This is a genomic window from Undibacterium hunanense (assembly GCF_014284335.1).
GTDB lineage: Bacteria > Pseudomonadota > Gammaproteobacteria > Burkholderiales > Burkholderiaceae_D > Undibacterium > Undibacterium hunanense.
In genome coordinates this window covers 128,034-148,924 of sequence record NZ_JACOGF010000004.1, presented here as the reverse complement: position 1 = coordinate 148,924, position 20,891 = coordinate 128,034, and the positions used below count along the sequence as shown (strand labels likewise).

Annotated in this window: 18 protein-coding genes and 1 tRNA gene; 10 read left to right on the top strand and 9 right to left on the bottom strand. The window is 48.9% G+C overall.

The window, feature by feature from the left end:
• Positions 1 to 190 precede the first annotated feature (190 nt).
• Genes cuyB through H8L32_RS09415 form a run of 3 tightly spaced genes read left to right on the top strand, consistent with a single transcriptional unit; the run spans position 191 to position 2,881 of the window.
• Positions 191 to 1,678, top strand: coding sequence for a cysteate racemase (gene cuyB / locus H8L32_RS09425; RefSeq protein WP_186946941.1), 1,488 nt, complete (start codon positions 191 to 193; stop codon positions 1,676 to 1,678).
• 23 nt (positions 1,679 to 1,701) lie between these two features.
• Positions 1,702 to 2,613: an amino acid ABC transporter substrate-binding protein gene (locus tag H8L32_RS09420; RefSeq protein WP_329605169.1), complete on the top strand. Its 912-nt coding sequence runs from the start codon at positions 1,702 to 1,704 to the stop codon at positions 2,611 to 2,613.
• Between the two features lie 49 nt (positions 2,614 to 2,662).
• Positions 2,663 to 2,881, top strand: a complete 219-nt coding sequence (locus H8L32_RS09415) for a hypothetical protein (RefSeq protein ID WP_186946940.1) — start codon at positions 2,663 to 2,665, stop codon at positions 2,879 to 2,881.
• A gap of 55 nt (positions 2,882 to 2,936) precedes the next feature.
• Here the strand turns inward: H8L32_RS09415 and H8L32_RS09410 are convergent, their stop codons facing one another.
• The 4 genes from H8L32_RS09410 to H8L32_RS09395 all read right to left on the bottom strand — a co-directional run bounded on the left by H8L32_RS09410 (position 2,937) and on the right by H8L32_RS09395 (position 4,961).
• Positions 2,937 to 3,380, bottom strand: a complete 444-nt coding sequence (locus tag H8L32_RS09410) for a thioesterase family protein (protein ID WP_186946939.1) — start codon at positions 3,378 to 3,380, stop codon at positions 2,937 to 2,939.
• A 67-nt stretch (positions 3,381 to 3,447) separates the two neighbouring features.
• Positions 3,448 to 3,819 carry a nuclear transport factor 2 family protein gene (locus H8L32_RS09405; protein WP_186946938.1) on the bottom strand — a complete coding sequence of 124 codons (372 nt, stop codon included), beginning with the start codon at positions 3,817 to 3,819 and terminating at the stop codon, positions 3,448 to 3,450.
• Between the two features lie 45 nt (positions 3,820 to 3,864).
• Positions 3,865 to 4,449: a transglutaminase-like domain-containing protein gene (locus H8L32_RS09400; protein WP_186946937.1), complete on the bottom strand. Its 585-nt coding sequence runs from the start codon at positions 4,447 to 4,449 to the stop codon at positions 3,865 to 3,867.
• Positions 4,450 to 4,499: 50 nt separating this feature from the next.
• Positions 4,500 to 4,961 carry a GNAT family N-acetyltransferase gene (locus tag H8L32_RS09395; RefSeq protein WP_186946936.1) on the bottom strand — a complete coding sequence of 154 codons (462 nt, stop codon included), beginning with the start codon at positions 4,959 to 4,961 and terminating at the stop codon, positions 4,500 to 4,502.
• A gap of 210 nt (positions 4,962 to 5,171) precedes the next feature.
• Here H8L32_RS09395 and H8L32_RS09390 point away from each other — a divergent pair.
• The 4 genes from H8L32_RS09390 (at position 5,172) to H8L32_RS09375 (ending at position 9,218) form a co-directional block, all read left to right on the top strand.
• Positions 5,172 to 5,245: transfer RNA gene (locus H8L32_RS09390), tRNA-Gly, on the top strand.
• A 224-nt stretch (positions 5,246 to 5,469) separates the two neighbouring features.
• On the top strand, positions 5,470 to 6,933 hold the full coding sequence (locus tag H8L32_RS09385; protein ID WP_186946935.1) for a hypothetical protein: 1,464 nt from the start codon (positions 5,470 to 5,472) through the stop codon (positions 6,931 to 6,933).
• Positions 6,934 to 7,028: 95 nt separating this feature from the next.
• Positions 7,029 to 8,072: an IS481 family transposase gene (locus tag H8L32_RS09380; protein WP_186946934.1), complete on the top strand. Its 1,044-nt coding sequence runs from the start codon at positions 7,029 to 7,031 to the stop codon at positions 8,070 to 8,072.
• A 180-nt stretch (positions 8,073 to 8,252) separates the two neighbouring features.
• The gene (locus H8L32_RS09375) at positions 8,253 to 9,218 is read left to right on the top strand and encodes a ribonuclease T2 family protein (RefSeq protein ID WP_230412135.1); all 966 of its coding nucleotides are present in this window, start codon (positions 8,253 to 8,255) and stop codon (positions 9,216 to 9,218) included.
• Positions 9,219 to 9,357: 139 nt separating this feature from the next.
• Here H8L32_RS09375 and H8L32_RS09370 read toward each other — a convergent pair whose 3' ends face one another.
• Complete coding sequence (locus H8L32_RS09370) at positions 9,358 to 10,044, bottom strand: S24 family peptidase (protein ID WP_186946932.1); 687 nt, start codon at positions 10,042 to 10,044, stop codon at positions 9,358 to 9,360.
• A 90-nt stretch (positions 10,045 to 10,134) separates the two neighbouring features.
• Here H8L32_RS09370 and H8L32_RS09365 point away from each other — a divergent pair, with 90 nt between their 5' ends.
• A complete protein-coding gene (locus tag H8L32_RS09365) occupies positions 10,135 to 10,323 on the top strand; it encodes a helix-turn-helix domain-containing protein (RefSeq protein ID WP_186946931.1) in 189 nt (62 codons plus the stop codon).
• A gap of 75 nt (positions 10,324 to 10,398) precedes the next feature.
• Here the strand turns inward: H8L32_RS09365 and H8L32_RS09360 are convergent, their stop codons facing one another.
• The 4 genes from H8L32_RS09360 to H8L32_RS09345 form a co-directional block, all read right to left on the bottom strand.
• Positions 10,399 to 11,298 carry a GGDEF domain-containing response regulator gene (locus H8L32_RS09360; protein ID WP_222619304.1) on the bottom strand — a complete coding sequence of 300 codons (900 nt, stop codon included), beginning with the start codon at positions 11,296 to 11,298 and terminating at the stop codon, positions 10,399 to 10,401.
• Positions 11,299 to 11,446: 148 nt separating this feature from the next.
• A complete protein-coding gene (locus H8L32_RS09355; RefSeq protein WP_186946929.1) occupies positions 11,447 to 15,424 on the bottom strand; it encodes a response regulator in 3,978 nt (1,325 codons plus the stop codon).
• A 356-nt stretch (positions 15,425 to 15,780) separates the two neighbouring features.
• Positions 15,781 to 16,755 carry a VirK/YbjX family protein gene (locus H8L32_RS09350; protein WP_186946928.1) on the bottom strand — a complete coding sequence of 325 codons (975 nt, stop codon included), beginning with the start codon at positions 16,753 to 16,755 and terminating at the stop codon, positions 15,781 to 15,783.
• Positions 16,756 to 17,273: 518 nt separating this feature from the next.
• Positions 17,274 to 18,482: a DUF2252 domain-containing protein gene (locus tag H8L32_RS09345; protein WP_186946927.1), complete on the bottom strand. Its 1,209-nt coding sequence runs from the start codon at positions 18,480 to 18,482 to the stop codon at positions 17,274 to 17,276.
• A gap of 124 nt (positions 18,483 to 18,606) precedes the next feature.
• On the opposite strand from H8L32_RS09345, the gene H8L32_RS09340 reads away from it, so the two are divergent.
• Both H8L32_RS09340 and H8L32_RS09335 read left to right on the top strand, forming a co-directional pair.
• Positions 18,607 to 20,325: a SulP family inorganic anion transporter gene (locus H8L32_RS09340; protein WP_186946926.1), complete on the top strand. Its 1,719-nt coding sequence runs from the start codon at positions 18,607 to 18,609 to the stop codon at positions 20,323 to 20,325.
• Positions 20,326 to 20,340: 15 nt separating this feature from the next.
• Positions 20,341 to 20,817, top strand: a complete 477-nt coding sequence (locus tag H8L32_RS09335; protein WP_186946925.1) for a hypothetical protein — start codon at positions 20,341 to 20,343, stop codon at positions 20,815 to 20,817.
• Positions 20,818 to 20,891 lie beyond the last annotated feature (74 nt).

The following is a 20,891-nucleotide window of genomic DNA, read 5'->3' as shown; positions in this document are numbered from 1 at the left end:
GTCCCTGTTATTCAATCACTCAACACACGGCAGTCACTATACCGCCCGGTCATTGTATATCCGCATTGCTTCCGAATGCGATGCCACAAACCCATCTATGTGGCAATGACATAAAGCTAGACCGAATTTGCATAATCTTTTGGCCCGGCTGAGTTATCTTTGGCGCTATACATTGGCGAACGAGAATTTCATGATCACACAACATCCCAAGACCCGTCTGGGCATCATAGGTGGCTTAGGTGCACTGGCAGGCGTGGACGTTTATTTCAAGCTTGTCAGAAGCCTGGCCAGGGAAGGTATTTCCGAAGATTATGAATTATTTTTCGAACAACATCCCTTTGATGGCAATGAAAATTCGGGTGGCGAAAAACCCAATCTTAATGCAAGAAAATTATACATTTTCGATATGATCAGGCAGTTTGAAAAACACCATGTCGAAAGTGTGTTGGTGCCCTGCTTTATCAGCCATACCTTCATCCGGGAACTGCAGACAGAAATAACAACACCCATCGTCAGCATCATGGATGCCTTGCGCTTTCATCTGAAAGAACAGTTTGCAGGTGCCTGCCATATTGGTGTTCTGGCATCTGATTATGTGAAAAGCAAAAAGCTGTTTGAAAACACATTTTCAGGCGGTGACATTACCCTGAGCTATCCGGACGATGCCATTCAAACCGATTGCGTCATGCATGCCATTTATGGCGATCAGGGCATCAAGGCCGGCAATTTGCGTGGAGCAGCGGTTGATCTCTTGCACCAGGCTTGTGTGCATTTACTGGACCGTGGTGCGGATGTCATCGTGTCTGGCGCTACCGACATTGCCATCGTGGCAGATCTACTGCGCAGCCGTGGCATTCCCATTGTTGACACCAATCAGGTCTATGTCGATTATGCATTGAGAAACAGGGAAAAGCCTCTCCCCCGCAGCTTCAAGATTGGCGTGGTCGGTGGAGTGGGGCCTGCGGCCACGGTTGATTTCATGAACAAAATCATCCACAACACCAGTGCATCACGCGATCAGGATCATATCAAGATTATTGTTGAGCACAACCCAAAAATACCGGATAGAACCGCCAATCTGATTGGCGATGGCGAAGATCCCACCATTGCCCTTTATGCAGCCTGCAAGCGTCTGGAAGACAACGATGCGGCACTCATCGCCATTCCCTGCAATACGGCCCATGCCTATGTCAAAAGAATCCAGGCCCATCTGGCTATACCGATCGTCAACATGCTGGACGAAACCGTAGCCTACATCCGTCAACAATTTGCAGCGGGAGTCAAAGTGGGCTTGCTGGCCACGTCGGGCACCATAGCCAGTCGCGTCTATCACGAAGCGGCAGATGGACAGGCTTTCGAGTTGCTGGTACCTGATGACATCCATCAGGCCAGAGTCATGCATGCCATCTACGGCGAGGAAGGTATCAAGGCTGGCTACACCGATGGTACATGCCGGGACGATTTGATGGCTGCCTTGTTACACCTGGTACAAAGAGGTGCCACAGTCATCGTGCTTGGCTGCACGGAACTGCCCTTGCTGTTGAAGCAGGACCTGGCTTTTCCAGTGGCGGGATCACACATTGCCCTGTTGGACCCCACCACCATACTTGCGCGCAGTTGTGTAGCCCGCTCCGACATCAGCAGCCAGCAACATGGCTCAGTAATGCTGGTGTCATGACAGTTCATTGACGGAGATATTTTGTGTCTACTCTTGCCCGCAAGACTGCTATCCTGCTTGTATGTATGCTGATTGTATCTGTACTTCCGGTCATGGCGCATGCCACGGATACGCTGAGTACGATACGCGAACGAAAAACCATCATCATTGCGCACCGCGAATCATCCATACCCTTTTCGTATCTGGATGGTCATCAACAAGCAGTGGGCTATGCCATTGACCTGTGTATGAAAGTAGTGGAAGCGGTCAGGCGTGAATTGAAACTGCCAGCGCTGGCTGTCAGATATATGCCGGTCACACCGGCCAACCGTTTACAGTTGATTGCCGGTGGCGACGCAGACATGGAATGCGGTTCCACCACCAATACAGCAGAGCGCAAGCGACAGGTTGATTTCAGTATTGCGTATTTTATTGCCAGTGCAAAAATGGTGGTCAGAACAGATTCAGGCATCAAGAACTGGTCAGACCTGCGCGACAAGACCGTCGTCACCACCAAAGGAACGACCAATGCCAAAACACTGGCTGATCGTGGGCAGATTCGTTCGCTTAATTTGAAACTGCTGGAAAGCAAGGACCATGCAGAAGGTTTCAGCATGGTGGAACAGCGCGTGGCAGCCGCCTTCGCCATGGATGATGTCCTGCTGTACGGCCTGAAAGCATCGGCTAAAAATCCTGCGGATTTCCAGATAACAGGTGATTCGCTGTCGACGGAGCCGTATGCCATCGTCATCCGCAAGAATGACCCCGCCTTCAAACAGATAGTGAACCGGGAACTAAGCCGCCTTATGCTGGATGGTGAAATTCATGCGATTTACGAAAAATGGTTTCAGCGCCCTATCCCGCCACAGGCGATCAATCTCAACATGCCCATGGGACATCTGCTGCGCTCTTCCATCCGGTTTCCTGTTGATGATGTGGCCGACCTGCCACAATGAATTGATCCGGCATCTGCCTCTATGAAGCACAGTGATCAGGCAAAACACTATGAAGCTAAAACACTATCTGCAACGGGAAATTCAACTGACCAAAGAAGCAGCAAACCCGAATGTGATCTCATTGCGTTTTGTACAGCTGTCTGAACAAAGCCAGCGCAGCAGCACGGAAGAAGAGAAATATCAAATGCTGTACGCATTAATGCGCACCCGCTGGCGCTGGTACACGGCTTGCCAGGATGCGATCAGTAAAAAATTTCCAGAAAAATAAGTTACAAAACTAAGTTACAAAAATGAGCTGAACAAATAAGCCAGCCCGACCTTGCTTACGCCAGGTAATTGACTCTGGCAAATTTCGCCCTGAAATCTTCCGGCATTTCCACCACACGACCGGCACGGTAATCGAAAAATACAAAGCCTGATTTCGCCATGGCGATCAGTTTCTGGTCTGCCGGACGGGTAATGCGGAAAGTGATATCGCCGCCATACTGATTGAAATCCATGACGCCGACTTCAAACAGCAACTGGTCACGCGCGTGGGCTTCCGCCTTATAGGTGGTTGCCAGGTCCGTCACGATAATACCGCTGCCGGTGACCGCCGTTTCGCGTATGCCGAATTCATACAGGAAACGCGCACGGGCTTCTGAAATCATGGAAATCATCGAATCATTGCCCAGATGATTGGCGCCATTGATGTCAGTAACACGCACCGTCAGTTGGGTTGAATAATAGTACTGGTCTTCGGGGAAATGCAGTTGCAGGCGTGCCATGGCGATTCAAAGATAAATAGGGGATCCTGCCATTTTACAGCTTATGCCTGCAAGCCTGTCTAACAAGTTAGCTATCCAGCGTCTTGGCCCCAATGGCAATGGATGCGCTTTGTATCAAGCCTTCTTTCACTTCATAGATGGCGATCATCTCTATGCGGCCTGTACCTTCCGGAAAGGTACGGGCAATATCTTCATAATCAATGACGATATTGCCTATCACTTCACGCCTGACCAGCTTTGCATGCAGATTGGTTTCCTGGAAACGTATTACCATGCGTGCACGAATTTCAGCATGACCACTGGCAAGCAACTTGCCCGGAAATTCAAACTGCTGGGCATGCGCCGCATAGGTTTTCATGATGGCATCAACATCGCGGGCATTGTAGGCATCCAACTGACGCTGCACCACGACTTCGGGTGAGGGATAAATACGTGTCATGTCTGTAATCCGTCCGTAATTCAATAATGATTGATGAGCCGTCTGCTATTGCAGTTCGGTGCCGGGTTCGATATCAGGCAGGTTTTCGATAACCTGCTCTACTGTGGCACAGCTCGTCAAGGATTTCAGTACAGCAGGATGCGGAGCATCCCAGATGTGCTCGAAATCTTTTTCACCGTCTCTGACAATGGCAAATGCCAGTTGTTCGACAGGTGGGCAAAAAGCGGCATCGACGCCTGGCTTGTTGCCGCGCGCATCTATCCGGTACCAGCCATGCACCGGCAGATACACTGCATTAAGACCATGCAGGCAATACGGCGGCTCTTCAGTGACCGTCAAACGCTGATAGCAAAGACCGGCAGGTATCTGATTTGCTCTGAGCAGTGCCGCCAATAAATGACTTTTGGCATAGCAATAGCCAGTACCGTGTTCCAGTACATCTGATGCCTTGCAAGTTACCGGATTCTGGCGATAATCCCAGCTATGCCGGATCTGGTCACGGACAAAATGAAAACAGCGACTGGCAATCTCTTCCGCATCCTGGCTGCCCTCTGCCAATAGCTGCGCCTGGCGCAATACAGCCGGGTGTTCCCAATCAATATAGGTCGTGCTTGCCAAAAAATTTTTCATAGAGTTCATAGAATTCAAACTAAGTTTATTGATATGAAAAGAGCGTCGTCTTATGTACGTGCGACCCTGATCGCCATGCCGACCGAACGTGGTGCCGTATGTTTGAAGCCAAACTGCGCATACAGGTCTTGCGCTTGCCCGTCTGCAATCAGGCTGACATAGGCACTGTCCGGCAAATGCTGATCGATATGCTGCATGATCTCGTGCATGATCATCTTACCCAAACCTCGCCCCTGATGCTCGGGCAAGACAGCAATATCCACGACCTGATAAAAGCAGCCCCCATCACCAATCAGTCGCCCCATACCCACCACCGTATCACCTTGCAGTATCTGCACGGCAAACATGCTACCCGGCAAACCGCGTTCGGCAGCTTCCTGCGTTTTGGGGCTAAGACCAGCAACAGCGCGTAAATGGCGGTAGGTAGCAACATCAGGGATGGCGGACAGCGTCTGATAAGTGGCGGCAGTAGTGGCAGTAACGGTCGCAGTGGTGGGAGTGTTAGCAGTCATTTCTCAAGTAGTAAAAGTCGACAGGAAAGCGATATGAAAATCAATACGAACTCAGAATTTATCATATGCAGCGAGAAATTGTTTCACTACTGACTGGAAGGCATTCACATGCCCCATCGTGCAAAGACATGACCGTGGGAAACAGTCACTATGCGTGCCGCAATAGCACCAAAATTCCTGCTAGAATAAACCAGTAATTTGCTTAGGTGTGCGGGTGTAGTTTAATGGCAGAACGGCAGCTTCCCAAGCTTCATACGAGGGTTCGATTCCCTTCACCCGCTCCAATGAAACTAAGTACTTAGTTAAAATTACTCAAGTCAACATTTTCGCAATTCATGAAAACTTCCACAATTCTCATAATAATTATTGAGAATATTCAATAGACAGCGCTCCAATGTGAACTTGTACTGCAAATATTATTTAGTGCCAGACTGAGTAGAATAGATAAAAATTCATCCTAGCATGTCATTTTTCAAAATTAATAAATTCTTCAATAAAGGAATGACAATTGACATCCAAACATAACCTCAACCATGATGAAAGCTACTTTGTTAAAGCCACCTTGTCGTCAAAAAAAGGGGAAATCAGAGATGTTCCATGTAAGATTTACTTACCCGAACGAATTTATGAAAAGCCTTACTTAGTACTCAAGCCAGACACAAGAAATGGTGAGAAAATTTTTCACTTTGGAAAAACTGAATTAAAAGCAAGCAGTCCTACATCAAACCAAAAACCTGACTTAGTCATATATGCTCCTGAAGTTCATTTTTCAAATGTTGTGACAAAACATTGGGGTCATGAAGTCAGTGAAACAACTTTAGAGGGAGAACCTCAGAATTTGCATGTAATTCAATATTTTCAAAAAAAATCTAAAAAACAAAAAACAAAATTAGTTCTTTGGATCAGCCCAAATAAGACTTTGACACCTATCAGCTTGCCAACAAGATCGTACGATGGGAGCATAAATTACAAGGTGATCCGAAATTTCGAATTCATGCTAGGGAACGGCCTGAAACTCACGTTTGCAAATCATTATGCAAACAAAATTGATCGAAATAAAAACCTTACTCAATGGTCTTTTCTGGTTGCTTGCACCGAGCTGGACTGTGCCGCTAATGATGCGAATGCAATAAGAAATCTGCTTCAAGAGCAAGTCGAGGATATTCTCCTAATTGCATCTTTTGCAAGCAGAAATAGAACTGTATGGCTCGGTTGGACAACATACGATAGTAAATCGCAATCAAGATTTTATCGAGGTAATTTTCATTTTCCTACTATAGAGGATGAAGAAAATGGACGAGATAAAATAGTCGATAATGAGGATTTTCAGGATTTTATTGAAAAGAGTTATTCAGTGCTTTCGCAATATGAAAATAAATTAACAATTCGAAGCGCGTTACAGTCCGTGGTAACCTCCAAAACAAAAACAATAGAGAATGCATTCCTAAGCTTATTTGCCGCACTAGAAGCTTTAATTTTAGATTTCAGGAGAAAAGAAAGTCTAGAGTTTGTATTACAAGAGATCGAATGGGAGAAACTAAAAGGACATCTTAAATCCTCGATAAAAAATTGTCCTGATCCTGTTCTTTCAGACGAGCAAAGGGCCTCCATGTACAAAAAACTTAATGAATTAAATCGCATTTCACTTCGTGAAGCATTTGACGGTTTTAGCAAACAACATTCAATAAATCTCCATGACTTATGGCCTATCTTTCAAAGCGGAAGTAATTTGGGTCTATCAGATATCAGGAACAAATTGATACACGGAGACCCATTTCCAGAAACACAAATTCGCGCATTAATGATTGCGAGACAGAATTTGCAATATACCGTAGAGCGAGCACTTTTTTGTGTTTTAAAATGGGACGTTAACAAGACAAATTTAAGTCATTATAATGTCATGAACGATTCGAGTATTGTGCAATGGAAGAGTGCTCAAGAAGATATTTCATCTGTAGTAGTTTCGATTTGATCTGACAGTAAGGTCTTGCCAAAGGTGAGGTTACCCGGTTTGATAGAGGTGCGAATCTTTATTAAACCAGCGCGTAAGCGCCAAGGAGTAACCTCATGAGTAGTATTTCTCAGAACGTCATTAAACACAAGGTCGGCCTGCTCAACCTTGCTACTGAACTTGGTAACGTATCAAGGGCCTGCAAGGTGATGGGCTTTTCCAGAGATACGTTTTACCGTTATCAATCTGCAGTGGATAAAGGCGGTGTCGAAGCATTACTTGATGCCAACCGCAAGAAACCCAATCTCCGCAATCGTGTCGATGAAGCGACAGAATCAGCGGTCGCTGCCTTTGCTGTGGAACAGCCTGCCTTTGGCCAGGTACGTGTCTCCAACGAGCTACGCAAGCGTGGCATCTTTGTTTCTCCTTCTGGTGTCCGGTCAATATGGCTAAGACGTGATCTGGAGTCCTTCAGGAAGCGCCTGGCTGCGCTGGAGCGCCATGTCGCGGAAACGGGCGAAGTACTCACAGAATCTCAGGTTGTGGCACTGGAAAGGAAGCAGGACGACGATGTCGCTCATGGTGAAATAGAAACCGTGCATCCTGGGTATCTTGGTAGTCAAGACACTTTCTATGTCGGCACTATCAAAGGTGTAGGACGTGTTTATCAACAAACCTTTGTTGATACCTATTCGAAATGGGCAGCCGCCAAGCTGTACACCACGAAGACACCCATCACCGCAGCAGATTTGCTTAATGACAAAGTATTACCCTTCCTGGAGGAGCAAGGCATGGGCTTAATCCGTGTTCTGACAGACCGAGGAACGGAATATTGTGGCCGACCAGAAACACATGATTATCAGTTGTATCTGGCGCTCAATGACATTGAACACACCAAAACCAAGGTACGTCATCCTCAAACCAATGGTATTTGCGAGCGCTTCCATAAAACCATACTGCAAGAGTTTTACCAGGTTACCTTTAGGCGCAAGATATATCGATCCATGGACGAACTGCAGCATGACCTTGATGAATGGCTGACGTATTACAACGATGAGCGTACCCATCAGGGAAAAATGTGCTGTGGACGCACACCGATGCAAACACTGATTGACGGAAAGGAGGTGTGGCGCGATAAAATTACCACATTGAACAACTGAATTTGATTTGACAATCGCCGTCTTCAAATCGGGTAACTGTCAGATCAGATCGCGACTACTACATGTCAATATTGCGGCATTCCATCTTGCCGCATGTCATTATCCGCACTTATCCAAAAAGTAAAAACCATTGTGAGAAAACTTTTATTGAAACAGGCTCTATTGCTGTTAGCGGGAGTCTTGTCCGGATTCGCAGCTTATGCCAGCGAACGTGCGGCTGGAAGTTTTACTGCGGGCAAGTCTTGCGATTTGTATGTGTCGTTTGCCAAGGGCAGCAATCCCGATTCGGTAAAGACAAAACCAGGGCTGGCGTATGACATACGCGAGATCAACAAGGCTGGTAATTTTGAATGGATAAGGGTGGATGTACCAGGCGCCAATCCCAGGCTGCGCTGGATAGCGCGTGACTGTGGCAGTTTTACGATGGATGACGCAAACAGGCAGCCTGCGTCAGCAAAGAATAATGGTGGCAGCACGGGTGATGTCTGCTCTACCCCAAATAAGGAAGACAGTTATGTGCTGGCCATTACCTGGCAGCCGGGGTTTTGTGAGCACTTTCCGTACAAGGGGAAAAAGCCGGAATGTGATGCCATCAATAACGGTGAACTGGTGGTGTCCAACCTGACACTGCATGGCTTGTGGCCCAACAGGAAAGAATGCGGCATCAATTATGGAAATTGCCCATCGTCACCGCTGCGGCTGTCCAAGGATACGGTATCGCGCATATCGCCATGGATGCCGAATTTTATGTATGAGACTAAATTCGGTGAATATGAATGGCAAAAACATGGCGTCTGCCAAGCGCGTGATGCCGATACCTATTTCAGAACAGCGGTAGCTGCGGTGGAAGAGGTTAACAATTCGACGGTCGGTAAATTTATATTGTCACGTGTAGGGAAGTCTTTTGCTGCTGCTGATTTTTTCGCTGATGTGAAGAAAAACTACGGCGACAACGTGGCGAAAAGCATCATGCTGAGTTGCGCGGGCGGGAATTATCTGCAAGAGATCCGTCTTAGCCTGCCACTGAATTTTGAGACAGGTAAGGGCCTGGAAAAACTCGTCGGGCAGTCGGATGGTTTTTCCAGGCAACTGGACAAATGTGGCCCTTATATTATTGTTGAATCCAGCGGCAAAAGCCGCCAATAGACGCTGACTACACATGCGCTTGCATGTGTACACGGTCAGCGCAAAGATACAACTTACACAACTGATAAAGTTTATAAGCATGGGTGCATGCTTATTTAAGCATTTAATACATTTTCGTATTGCACGCAAATATGTTGCCTTATCCCCCCTGACGATAGACAAAACGTCCCAGGATTTTTAGCAAACCAACATTTTCCGGGGTGATGCGTTCATCCGGGTAATTGCGTTTGTCGGGATTGCGGCTTTCCAGCACCCAGGTGCCATCTATCTCGCGTCGTAACTGTTTGATGCGCAGGCCATCCGGATGCTGAATGGCAAAGATCTTGCCGCTCTGTGGTTCGGTCTTGGTCTTGTCGATGATGACCATGTCGCCATCGACGATGAAATCAGCCATGGAGCTGCCATCGGCATAAATGGCGGCCAGATTTTCTGGCTTGACATTGTATTTCTTGAAGAAGCTGGCTTCTTTGATGAGCTGCCCCTTGGGTTCGGCATCTTCATTATGGGCACCACCACCGCAAGAACCTTTGGCGGAATAATAGTTGATGCAGGCAATGCCACCATCATCCGGTATCCGCGGCATATCTTCTTCCATGACACGCAAGTCTTTGGTGCGCAAGTCAGAGATATTGACGCCGAAGTATTCGGCGATAGGTGCCAGCGAGGAGGTGCGTGGGTCTTTGGTAATCCCTTCGACTATCCTGAAAATGGTTGCCTGTGGCACCCATTTATCTTCGGGAAAGAATTTTTCCAGCGCAGTTGCCAACGAGGTCGGGTTCATGCCCGACCGCTCCAGTAAGTATTTGATGTTTGTTTTAGCGTCCATGCCCGGATTATGCATTAATGCATAGAAAATGCAAGCAAAGAAAACGAAATAGTGTTGTTTCGATTCATATTGGCATATAATTGTATCAACATGAATTCATCCAAAAATCTTGCACTGGCACTGCTGGCACATGGAAAGAGCCAGGCAGAAGTCGCCGCTATCGCTGGAGTCAATCAGGCCACCATCAGTCGCCTGATCAATGGCAAATCATCTGATCTTTCTTATCGTGAGGGAAAACGCCTGGAAGAGGCATTGCAAGACAAGCAGCCTGCATGCTGAAAATTATGACGCCAGCAGATGTTGCAAGCCAAAGATATCAGCTTGCAAGTCGCACCTCAGACAGACAGGAATGGTTCAGGACGCCACGCAGTTGCGACCGTTGTTCTTGGCTTCGTAAAGTTTGGCGTCAGCGGCAGCAATCAGGGCTGCCTTGCTATGCTTGTCATTTGGCACAATGGACGCCACGCCCATACTGAGTGTCACCACTTGTGCCACTTGCGAATCCACGTGTGGAATCGCCATGGCCATCATGGCATGGCGCAGGTTTTCAGCCTTGTTGGCGGCACTGGTCAATTCACATTCAGACATCAGGCAAATAAATTCTTCGCCGCCAAAACGGGCGACCACATCATGCGGGCGGCCAAAATTTGCTTGCAGACAGGCTGCCACGGCGGCCAGGCACCGGTCTCCTTCCTGATGCCCATAATGGTCGTTATACTTTTTAAAGTAATCGATATCAAGCATCAGAATAGCCAGTGACTTGCCATAGCGCTGGCAATGCCGCCATTCCCGGTCAAAAGAGTCATCGAAACTGCGACGATTGGCAAGGCCGGTCAAAGGATCGGTGTACACCAGTTTGCGTAACAGGTCACGCTGCAATTTCAGGGTGATATGGGTTTTGACACGGGCACGTACAACATCAGGATTGACGGGCTTGCTGATGAAATCCATGCCGCCAGCCATCAGCGCACGCGATTCTTCATCCGGATCGCTTTGCGCCGTTACAAACAGTACGGGGATATCGGCGGTGTGTTCTTCGCCCTTCAGATGCTGGCAAACTTCCAGGCCATCCATGCCTGGCATGATGATGTCCATCAAAATCAGGTCGGGCGGGTTTTGCCGGCAAAATTCCAGGGCCTTTTGACCGCTGGTTGCCATGAATACGTCGTGGTCTTCAGAAAAAATCTGGTACAGGGTCTGTATATTAATTGCCTGGTCGTCAACAATCAGGATGCGCGGACGCCTTGTCAGCATAGATAGATTATCTTGCAATGCTTCCAGGTATTTGGATATCGGCATAAGCTTAAAATGTCAGGCCATGGCGGGGCATGGTTTTAATCGTATTTCTCAAGCATAACAGCAAATACATGATACTTAAAAAAATGTTTATTGAGCAATGAAATTACAGTTCTTGTTGCTGCAAGACGTCCAGTGCTGCCTGAAAGTCCAGCTGCGCCATGGCACTATCCAACTTTTGGCTTCTGTCCCTGCTCAGCCAGGAAGACAGGTCCGTATGCAATATCTGGTGTAATTCACTGGCCCGCATATTCTGTGCGGCCAGCAGGGTTTTGAGTTCATCCAGTTTCAAGCGGTCAGGCTGTGTTTTTGTTGTAGCAGCTTGTTCCGTATTGTCATCCTGATGTTGCGTCTTCAGCCAGTCGTTCACCATGGCAACTACCTGGTCCAATTTGGTTTTTGCCACAATAAACAAGGTTTCAGCCAGATCTTGCTGGTTGCTGTTGATGGCATTTTCCAGACTGAGTGCGCTTTGCGCAAAATCATTGGCCCCCAGTGTACCTATGCTGCCTCGCAAGGTATGCAAAATGCGACCAGCCTGCACGGCATTGCCTTCACGCCAGCATTCATCTGCTTTGCCAAATTCGACTTGTGCAACGCTGGTCATGTTTTCAATGGCAGCCACCAGGGTCTTGATGATGGCAGGGTTACCCTTGGCCAGGGACAGCAATTTGGCTGGATCAAAAATATCCTGTCCGGTATCGGCAGGCGCACCAATCTGCTGCACAGGCAGAACCGGTCTGCTACTGACACTGGCAGCAGACCTTGGCAAGTGGCGTGCCAGCGCAGCCATCATCTGTTCCACATCAATCGGCTTGAAAATCAGGTCATTCATGCCGACGCCAAGACAGCGTTCACGTTCGGCCTGCATGACGCCTGCCGTCATCGCCAGTATGGGGAGTTGCAGGGCATATTCCTTGCGCAGTACTTCGGTCGCTGTCCAGCCATCCATGATGGGCATTTGCACATCCATCAGCACCAGGTCAAAGCGGTCCGCCGAGGTTTTCAGCAGTTCGACCGCTTCGCTGCCGTTGTTAGCGATTTCTATGCTTATACCAGCCTGCTCCAGAATTCCAGTAGCAACAATCTGGTTGAATTTATTATCTTCCACCAGCAGGATGCGGGCACCGGCAAAGCTGCCCTGGTCTGCGACCGGCATCGGCCTGATTCGACCTGCGCCATGGGCATGCGCGGAGGTTTCTTGCAAGATATCGTACAGGCTGGACCCGGTAACTGGCTTCAGCAAGATGGCGTCCGGCTTTCGCCGGGTGTTTTCCAGTACCAGCGCGCTACGATCATAGGCACTGCTCATCAATATCAGTGGTATTTGCGGCAGGCGGGCTTGCGCCAGCAATTCGTCGAGCACCTGCACGGTTTCCAGGCCATCCTGCACAGGCATATGCCAGTCAATCAGGATAGCGTTATAGGCGGCATCCGTATTACCCAGTGCCTGCACTTTTTGTATGGCTTCGGCACCGGATGCTGCCACGTCCGCCTGCCAGCCCCAGGCCTGTATGGTCTTGGCAATGTAGGTGCGGCTGGTGATGTTGTCATCCACCACCAGTATCTTCCTGATGTGCTGCAAGCTGCCCTGGTCTGTTTCAGCACCAGACATCAGTTGCGTGCCCGCCAGCGTATCCTTATCGCTGGTGACGGGCAGCATGGGTATGCTGACGCGAAACTCAGTTCCCTGCCCTTCGATACTGCTGACATCAATGGAACCATCCATCAATTCAACAAAACGGCGGGAAATGGCAAGCCCCAGGCCTGTGCCACCAAAGCGACGCGAGGTAGATGCGTCAGCCTGTTCAAAGGCGGTAAACAATCTGCTTATCTGTTCGGCCGACATGCCTATGCCGGTATCGCGTACGATAAACTGTATCAGTAGCGCTGCACTATCTGCGGTTTCCGGTTGCTCCTGTTTTTGTACCAGCAGTGACACTTCGCCGCTTTCGGTAAATTTGATGGCATTGCCTATGATGTTGATCAATATCTGTTGCAGGCGCAGGGCGTCGCCTATCATCTCGCCTGGTACGCCGGCATCAATACCCAGTGAAAGCTCCAGGTTTTTTTCACCTACATTCACCGACATCATATTGGCCAGAGCACTCAACACGTCTTTCAGAAAAAAACGTGTGGGTGACAACTCAATGCGGCCGGCCTCGATCTTTGAAATATCCAGAATATCATTCAGTATGCTGAGCAAGGATTGTCCCGAAGAACGTATCATGTTCAGATAATTTCTTTGCACGGTAGACAGTTCCGTCTTGTTGAGCAAATAGCTCATGCCCAGTACGGCATTCATGGGTGTACGGATTTCGTGGCTCATATTTGCCAGGAATTCGGATTTGGCACGACTGGCCATTTCGGCCTGTTCTTTGGCAGCAATCAGTGAAGCTTCCAGTTGTTTCTGGCGGCTGATGTCGGTAGCAATGCCAAGAAAACCCTCTATCTCGTTTTTGTCATTGCGTATGGCACTGACGACCAGGCTAACGGGAATGTGCTGCCCCTGCTTGGTGACATAGGTCCATTGCTGGACTTCGGACTGGCCCGTGCGGGCCTTGGCGACAAATACTTCGAAGCCGGATACGTGATACGCCATTTCGACACTCAGTGCCTGGGCGCGCTGCCGTACCTCTTCCCGCAGATGTATTTCGATGACGGGTTGCCGGTTGATGACTTCATCGGCCTTGTAACCCAACAGGCGTTCTGCACCTTTACTGAAAATCTGGATATTGCCCACGGTATCGGTCGCGATAATGGCAAATTCACTGGCTGCTTCAAACATGCTGGTGAGTTTGGCGCGCGCCAGTATTTCTTGCATCTGCGCCTGCCGCAACTGGGTAATGTCGGTAACGAAGCTATAAAAGCCATGCACCACACCATCCAGTGCATGTGGAATGTATGAAATCAGTGCATGTTTCTTTTCACCCTCGGTATCAATGATGGTGCGCTCGAATAATTGGGCCTCACCCAACAAAGCTGCCTGGATATGGAACCAGCTTTGCTGAAAGCCTTCTTCACCTATCACCACACGCAAGTGCAGGCCCTGCATGGCATGTGCATCAAAACCAAACCATTTTTTATAGGCGCCGTTGGCAAAACGGTTTTTCAAATCAATGTCCCAGTAACCGATCATGGCTTGCATGTGATCTATTACGGTTTGCAGGGCTGCCTGGCTGTTGGATAACTCGACTGCAAATTGCAGGCGCTCTGCTTCCTTGATACGCCCTTCATTCAGGCTGGCAGACAATAGCATGGGCGGAATGGTGGTAATCAGTACCGGCAGATACATCAAAAAAATCTGCCAGTTGGACTCGATGTCAGGTGACATGAAGTGTCCCAGTGAAATCATCAGCCCCAGACTGGTAATCGCCAGCACAATCAGCAAGTGCGATTCTTCATAGCTGAGTTTTTGTATGCCGAAAGTCAGTGCAACCAGTACATACACAAAAGGAAACGGTAAAAATGTCAGCGCTACAAACACCATGGCAACGGTGGGGAGCGCATAACGAATGACCCTCAACCATTGTATGCTGGTCGACTCCGTATGGCGCATTGCCATGCGCATCATTGGAAAGATCAGAGCCATACCCAGCGTTGCCCCTACATACCAGGTCGGGAATATATGACTGAAATTTCCCAACCCCGCCCACGAAGCCATCGCCGCACCAATGGTGGCGCTACAGGCACAGGGCAAGAAAAACCCCAGCAAGATCAATTTGGTCAGTTTGCTGCCGGCTATGTCAAAGTCTTTCACCAGGTCTGCACTGCGCAGCGTATAGGTAACCAGCAGAATTTCGATGATGTTCGCCACCGTAAACAAGCCTGACAGCAGCAAGCCATTCCCCAGCAGCATGTTGGCAGCAAAGTTGGCAGCAGCAAAAAACAACAACAGGGGGACATTACGCCTGAGAGGCTGGTCGCACAGATAGGCAACGGCGACTGCATTGGCATACCAGAGGATGGCGACATTATCTGCGCTACGTGACAACAGCATGCCTGCCACGGCCAGCACAAAATACAACAGGCTAGCCTGTATCAGTGAGTTTACTGTCAGCGGCGGATCTTGCTGAGCACTCATCAAGCTCTTTCTCCGTAGGTAGTACAGCTTAGTACAGTTTTTTGACGTGGCGATAGCTAGGCAGCAGCGATGCCGGGCATCAGGCCATACATCTTGCTCTGCACTTAAGTTTACATGATATTAATAGAGAATTAAGGAGAAACAGAGAGAAAAGATGATTTTTGGTAAGTTTTTACCAAAAGGCCAGAGCCAGCCCATGTCGTGAATGTGGCAGTCTGCACCCAATCAGATGTGCTTGCCGCTGCAGGCATTTCTGGTCTCCCGGCAAACACCGTCAGCCGGGGCTCAGGAATCGGGATAAAAACACATCAGGCAGCAAGCAACAAGCATCGTGATGCTTCAGCAGAAGCAAATCTTCAGGCTGCTGCCAGGCTTTGTACAATGTTCTTGCGCATGTCCGTTGTCAACACGTCACGCGCACGGTATTCGCTGCGCTTATTGCTTGGGCGGGCTGACCAGGGCTTTTCTTCCACACTCAGCGGCAGCAAATAATTGCCGTTACTGTGCGGTGTTGCACCAGCGCTCTGCCACAAGGCATCATATTCTGCCCTGATACATTTACTGAAACGGTAGCGCCACGATTGATAGATGTGATTCTTTTTGGCGATACATTCTATCGTCGCACAATTCAGCTCCTGCGCAATGCAGCGCAAGGCTTCGATCAACAACAAGCGCGGCTGTATGCCATGCAGGCTCTTGGTACAGGCCCTGATTAATTCACGCGCATCCTGTTTGCTGGACTGCACGCCACCTACACGTATCGACAGTTGCTGATGGTGGTGGTCGAAAGAAAAGCTCAGGCATTGCAGCAGGTGCGTCCCCTGAAACAGGCCGAGTGTCAATCCACCTTCGCGCTTGAATGAATTGCAGCGAAACAGGCTGAGCCGGTACTGTTCCTGGTTCTTGCCCTGCAGGCTGGCAATATCAAAGGCTTTGCCTGCCAGCAGGTCTTGCGCCAGGTCTTTGCCAAGCAGGATGCCGGACAAATGAAAATGATTCTGCATCAACGACAAGCGGGAACCCGGGCCGATGTTGCGATCAAAGAAGGGGCGATGTATGGCATCCAGCAAGGCAATGTCCTTGCTGATGGCTTTACGCAGATAAGTCTGATGCAGATAAGCATACCAGGCCATGCTGGTACGCGGGCGCAAGCTGCTGCGCAGCAGGAACATGCATTTGCTCTTGAAATGGCTATCACTATCAGTCAGACGCATATGCACAGCCCAACGCAAGCTGTCCAGCATGGATGCCGGTTGCCGCTGCTGCTGCACTACAGCTTCTTCATGAGACTGGTAGGCATGCCATACTTCTCGCCAATTCAAAATATTCACAATTGCACCATCTGTATCTTATCGTATTCCAATGTAACCGAATGTATCCGAAAATAACAGATGTATGCAATAGCAATTTTGTCGTCAATTTGTCATCAATTTATGTAGAATTAACGGAAATTAGACTAAAAGGTGTTTCGAAAAGCTGCTTTGCGACAACTAAAAAGATTTTTGGATGGATGCAGAGTAGCAGATTTGTTGCATATGGAAGCTGGCTTGTAACATAAAGTATAGAAATTACTTTTGGGAAATATTTTTCCTGTTGCAAAGCAGGTGTTAACCTGTCCTTCCGGAAGAAGAAGACAGAGGGAAAGCTATAGAAGTTTGTCAGGTGTTTTGGGCACAACTGCCATGCGGCATTTATGCCATTGGCAGTGGCTTGCGGGCCAAGAACCTGTTCACGATCTGTAGCGAACGGGCGTCAGCGGGAATCAGGGAAACATTCGGGATAACTAAGCGCAGCACGTAAGCCCAGCATGGCCTCTGATTGCGCCCGCGCTTAAGATCGTGAACAGGTTCTAAGTGCCAGGGGTGAAATACCCCAGATCGAATGCCTTGCCATATGCCTTCCAGTCTTTGTTGACCTGTTTGCTGCAAAGCGCAGCCTGAGTCAATATGGCGTCCATCCATTTACTTTTTTCTGCAAACGCAATCAATTCATCATTAATTGCTGATCCCTGCCGCCCAGAACCACGGATATGCGCAGAGGCGACCACGCAAGCCATCCATTGCATGACATTGTCCAGTTCATTCAATGAGCTGACTGCATGATCAAGCGTAACGCGGTCTTCGGACGGTTGCAATGCGCGCAGGATATATGCCTTCTTGTTTACCTTGACTGGCTGCAGAAACGCCATCGACACAGCTTGCAGGCGTCGTTGCAAGGCAACTACCCGCTCCGCTTCCGATTTCCATTTAGGTTGTTTGGTTTTCAAATGCGGCACCAGTGACGAAGGCAAGGCTTCTTTCAAATCCAGCAGGTAATGCCCATTTGGCCCACCCTTGCCTTGTGCAAGAATGATATAGCGATCTACGCCCAGACTGCCGGTGCCGGCAATGCGCCTGGCCATATCTTCAAGTTTGAAAAATTCGGGATTGCTCTGTTGCTTTGCATATTCATTGAAGAAAGCAGTTACTTTTTCCCTTTGTTCCGGAGTGACCGGCAAGGCCTTCTTGCCGTCAATACGCAAACGCCTGCGGTTTCCCTTCAATACAGTACGCTGATTGAGAAAATCGGTTCTTTGTCTGTTCCGCAGTTTTTCCAGCAGATCCCCAACCAGGCCATCTGCATTGTCTCTTTCTATCCAATAGCCTTTACCTGTACACAAAGTTTTTTTGTATGCCATCAGGAAAGTTCTGGCGAGTGCTTTGGCCTGCGCTGCCTTCAGGCCCAGGCTTTCGGCCCCTACCTGTACGCTGGTCACAAACCGCAGCAAATCCCATGCAAGCGGTGCAAGCGCAGCTTCATCAAAGTCGGTGATGTCGAAGTACGCAAGCCGGTTATCACCCTTATAGCTACCAAAATTTTCCAGGTGCAGGTCGCCACAACACCATACCAGCGGCGTGCGCAACACAGCCTTATCTTCTGCCAGGCGATCGTAAAAGAGGTGGCAACTGCCACGCAAGAAAACAAAAGCGTTATGCCGCATATTGGCATACTTCATTTTCAGTCTTTCAGGGTCACGCCCTGCATTGTAAGAAAAAATTCTTTGACATGGATCAAGCATGATAGGCAGGCTTTCGTGGGTGCGAAACATTCAAAGTGGCCTATTGCCACATTAAATAACTGTTACCGAATAGACAAAGCTTATACTAGAACAGATTAAAACCAAATCACCCAAAAAAAATAATATGAAAAACAGTTGGTCCTGGTCAGACATCATTGCGGGCTTATCACTGGCTGGCCTCTTGCTTCCTGAAGCCGTTGCATATTCCAGTATCGCCAATCTGCCGCCGCAGGCAGGCATAGTGGCACTGTTTGCCGGCCTGGTTTGCTATGGTCTGATAGGTAGCAGTCGCTTTGCCATCGTTGCGGCCACCTCGTCATCGGCAGCCGTGCTGGCATCGGCCACTGCCGCCATGTCGAATGGTGATACCGGCCTGCGTCTGCTGGTAGCAACTGGCATGGTGTTGTTAACCGGCGTTTTCTTCATCTTCGCCGGCATGGCGCGCCTGGGCGGCATTTCAGACTTTATTGCCAAACCTGTCTTGCGCGGCTTTGCTTTCGGCCTGGCCATTGTCATTATTTTCAAACAGTTTGCGCATGTGGTTGGCGTGCATACTCACTATACCGACATGATACGGTTTAGCTATGAACTGCTTAGCCAAATCCATATCTGGAATTGGGCTTCAATCGCAGTAGGTCTGGTGGCTCTGCTACTCTTGTTTGGTCTGGCACGTATATCGCAAATATCGCATATGCCCTATATGTCACATATGCCGGGTGGTCTGGTGGTGATATTGCTGGGTATACTCGCCGGAAAATATCTGCACCTGGAACAGTATGGTGTCAGCTTCGTTGGCCAGATTGATCTGGATCTGCAAGTTCCCAGTCTGCCAACCATGACCTATGTGCAATGGCTGCGTATCGGCGAACTCAGCGTGGCCATGCTGCTGATACTGTATGCTGAATCCTATAGCTCAGTGCGCAATTTTGCGATGAAACATGGAGACCTTACCTCTCCCAATCGCGATCTGTTTGCCTTCGGTGCGGCAAATCTGCTGTCTGGCATCTTTCAGGGCATGCCTGTTGGCGCAGGATTTTCTGCCACTGCCGCCAACGAAGCCAATGGTGCACAATCGAAATGGGCAGGCTGGGCCGCCGCCGCGGGCTTGCTGCTCGTCATCCTGACCATGCTGCCCACCATCGCGCTGACGCCATCTCCCATACTGGCAGCCATTGTTATTCACGCCGTAAGCCATTCGTTGCGACTGTCTGTTTTCACCCCTTATTTCACCATGCACCGGGACAGATTCGTCGCCACCGGTGCAGTCGTAGCCGTACTCTTGCTGGGCGTGCTGGACGGTTTGCTGGTTGCCATCGGCGTGAGCCTACTGATGTTGCTGCGCAAGCTGGCAGAATCGAATATTTCCATCCTTGGTCGTCTGCGCGGTGGTCATGATTTTGTCAACAAGACCGATTATCCGGATGCCCTTAGCATACCCGGCATCCTCATCATACGGCCAGAAACAGGGCTGTTCTTTGCCAATGCTGAACGCACCATGGCACAGGCAAAAAAATACCTCGCTGCCGCTGATAATATACAGGTCGTCATCCTCAGTCTGGAAGAATCCCCTGACCTGGACAGTTCCAGCGTGGAAGCCATTGCCGACTTCAGTGCTGCACTCCAGAGTCAGAAAAAACACCTGATGTTCGCGCGTCTGAAAAACGCATCCCGCCAGGTCTTGCAAAGAGCACTCATCGAACACCTCAACATAGGGCCAAGCAGTGAACTGAGCGTGGATGATGTAGTAACGGCTGCACAGGAAAAATATCTGAATAAAACAGATGCGCCGCACGCGCCAGAACAAGACACAGCAGGGAACGGGCAGACAGTTCCCATTCTCTGAAAACTGAAAGAAAAAATGAACTTTAAAAAAATCCTGTTGCTATCTCTATTCATGCTTCCCCTTGCCAGTCTGGCACAAGAAGTGAAAGAGTTAAACCTGAACAAAGATCAACTGGCCGGCTACAGCAAATCCTATAAAACTGCCGAAGTCATCCATCTGCGAAAATTCCTGAACAGGTATGTGAATACACGCACAGAAATAGCAGCAGAGGAAGAAAATGCCGCGAAAATTCTGGATGGACTCAAGATCGATAAAAATATCCTGAAAGGGAAATTCATGGTCTATCAGTATTCCAACCTCGTCGGCGGTGGCAAGGGCGTCTCCATCGTTTCACAAGACCACCCTGAGGTAATACTGGATTTCTGGGTGTATAAAATCGACGATAAAAACTGCGAAGTCCGTGACTTATTGATTCAGGCTGACAACAGAAATCTTGATAGCTTCAAGATCGTTTATCGCAGTTATTTGCATCACAAGACTTTGTATATGTGATGCCGAGATTGGCAATCAAGCCTTGGGGAGGATTATTCAAGAAATTTTATGTGTAAGCTTTTTCCATTTCAAGC

What these genes read in the sequence shown, in the direction of transcription:
- H8L32_RS09415 (WP_186946940.1), top strand. Translation starts at nt 2,663, where the DNA reads ATGAAGCTAAAACACTATCTGCAACGGGAAATTCAACTGACCAAAGAA.
- H8L32_RS09355 (WP_186946929.1), bottom strand. Translation starts at nt 15,424, where the DNA reads ATGAGTGCTCAGCAAGATCCGCCGCTGACAGTAAACTCACTGATACAG.
- H8L32_RS09360 (WP_222619304.1), bottom strand. Translation starts at nt 11,298, where the DNA reads ATGCTGACAAGGCGTCCGCGCATCCTGATTGTTGACGACCAGGCAATT.
- H8L32_RS09370 (WP_186946932.1), bottom strand. Translation starts at nt 10,044, where the DNA reads ATGGACGCTAAAACAAACATCAAATACTTACTGGAGCGGTCGGGCATG.
- H8L32_RS09405 (WP_186946938.1), bottom strand. Translation starts at nt 3,819, where the DNA reads ATGACACGTATTTATCCCTCACCCGAAGTCGTGGTGCAGCGTCAGTTG.
- H8L32_RS09335 (WP_186946925.1), top strand. Translation starts at nt 20,341, where the DNA reads ATGAACTTTAAAAAAATCCTGTTGCTATCTCTATTCATGCTTCCCCTT.
- H8L32_RS09400 (WP_186946937.1), bottom strand. Translation starts at nt 4,449, where the DNA reads ATGAAAAATTTTTTGGCAAGCACGACCTATATTGATTGGGAACACCCG.
- H8L32_RS09410 (WP_186946939.1), bottom strand. Translation starts at nt 3,380, where the DNA reads ATGGCACGCCTGCAACTGCATTTCCCCGAAGACCAGTACTATTATTCA.
- H8L32_RS09395 (WP_186946936.1), bottom strand. Translation starts at nt 4,961, where the DNA reads ATGACTGCTAACACTCCCACCACTGCGACCGTTACTGCCACTACTGCC.
- cuyB (WP_186946941.1), top strand. Translation starts at nt 191, where the DNA reads ATGATCACACAACATCCCAAGACCCGTCTGGGCATCATAGGTGGCTTA.
- H8L32_RS09340 (WP_186946926.1), top strand. Translation starts at nt 18,607, where the DNA reads ATGAAAAACAGTTGGTCCTGGTCAGACATCATTGCGGGCTTATCACTG.
- H8L32_RS09380 (WP_186946934.1), top strand. Translation starts at nt 7,029, where the DNA reads ATGAGTAGTATTTCTCAGAACGTCATTAAACACAAGGTCGGCCTGCTC.
- H8L32_RS09365 (WP_186946931.1), top strand. Translation starts at nt 10,135, where the DNA reads ATGAATTCATCCAAAAATCTTGCACTGGCACTGCTGGCACATGGAAAG.
- H8L32_RS09345 (WP_186946927.1), bottom strand. Translation starts at nt 18,482, where the DNA reads ATGCTTGATCCATGTCAAAGAATTTTTTCTTACAATGCAGGGCGTGAC.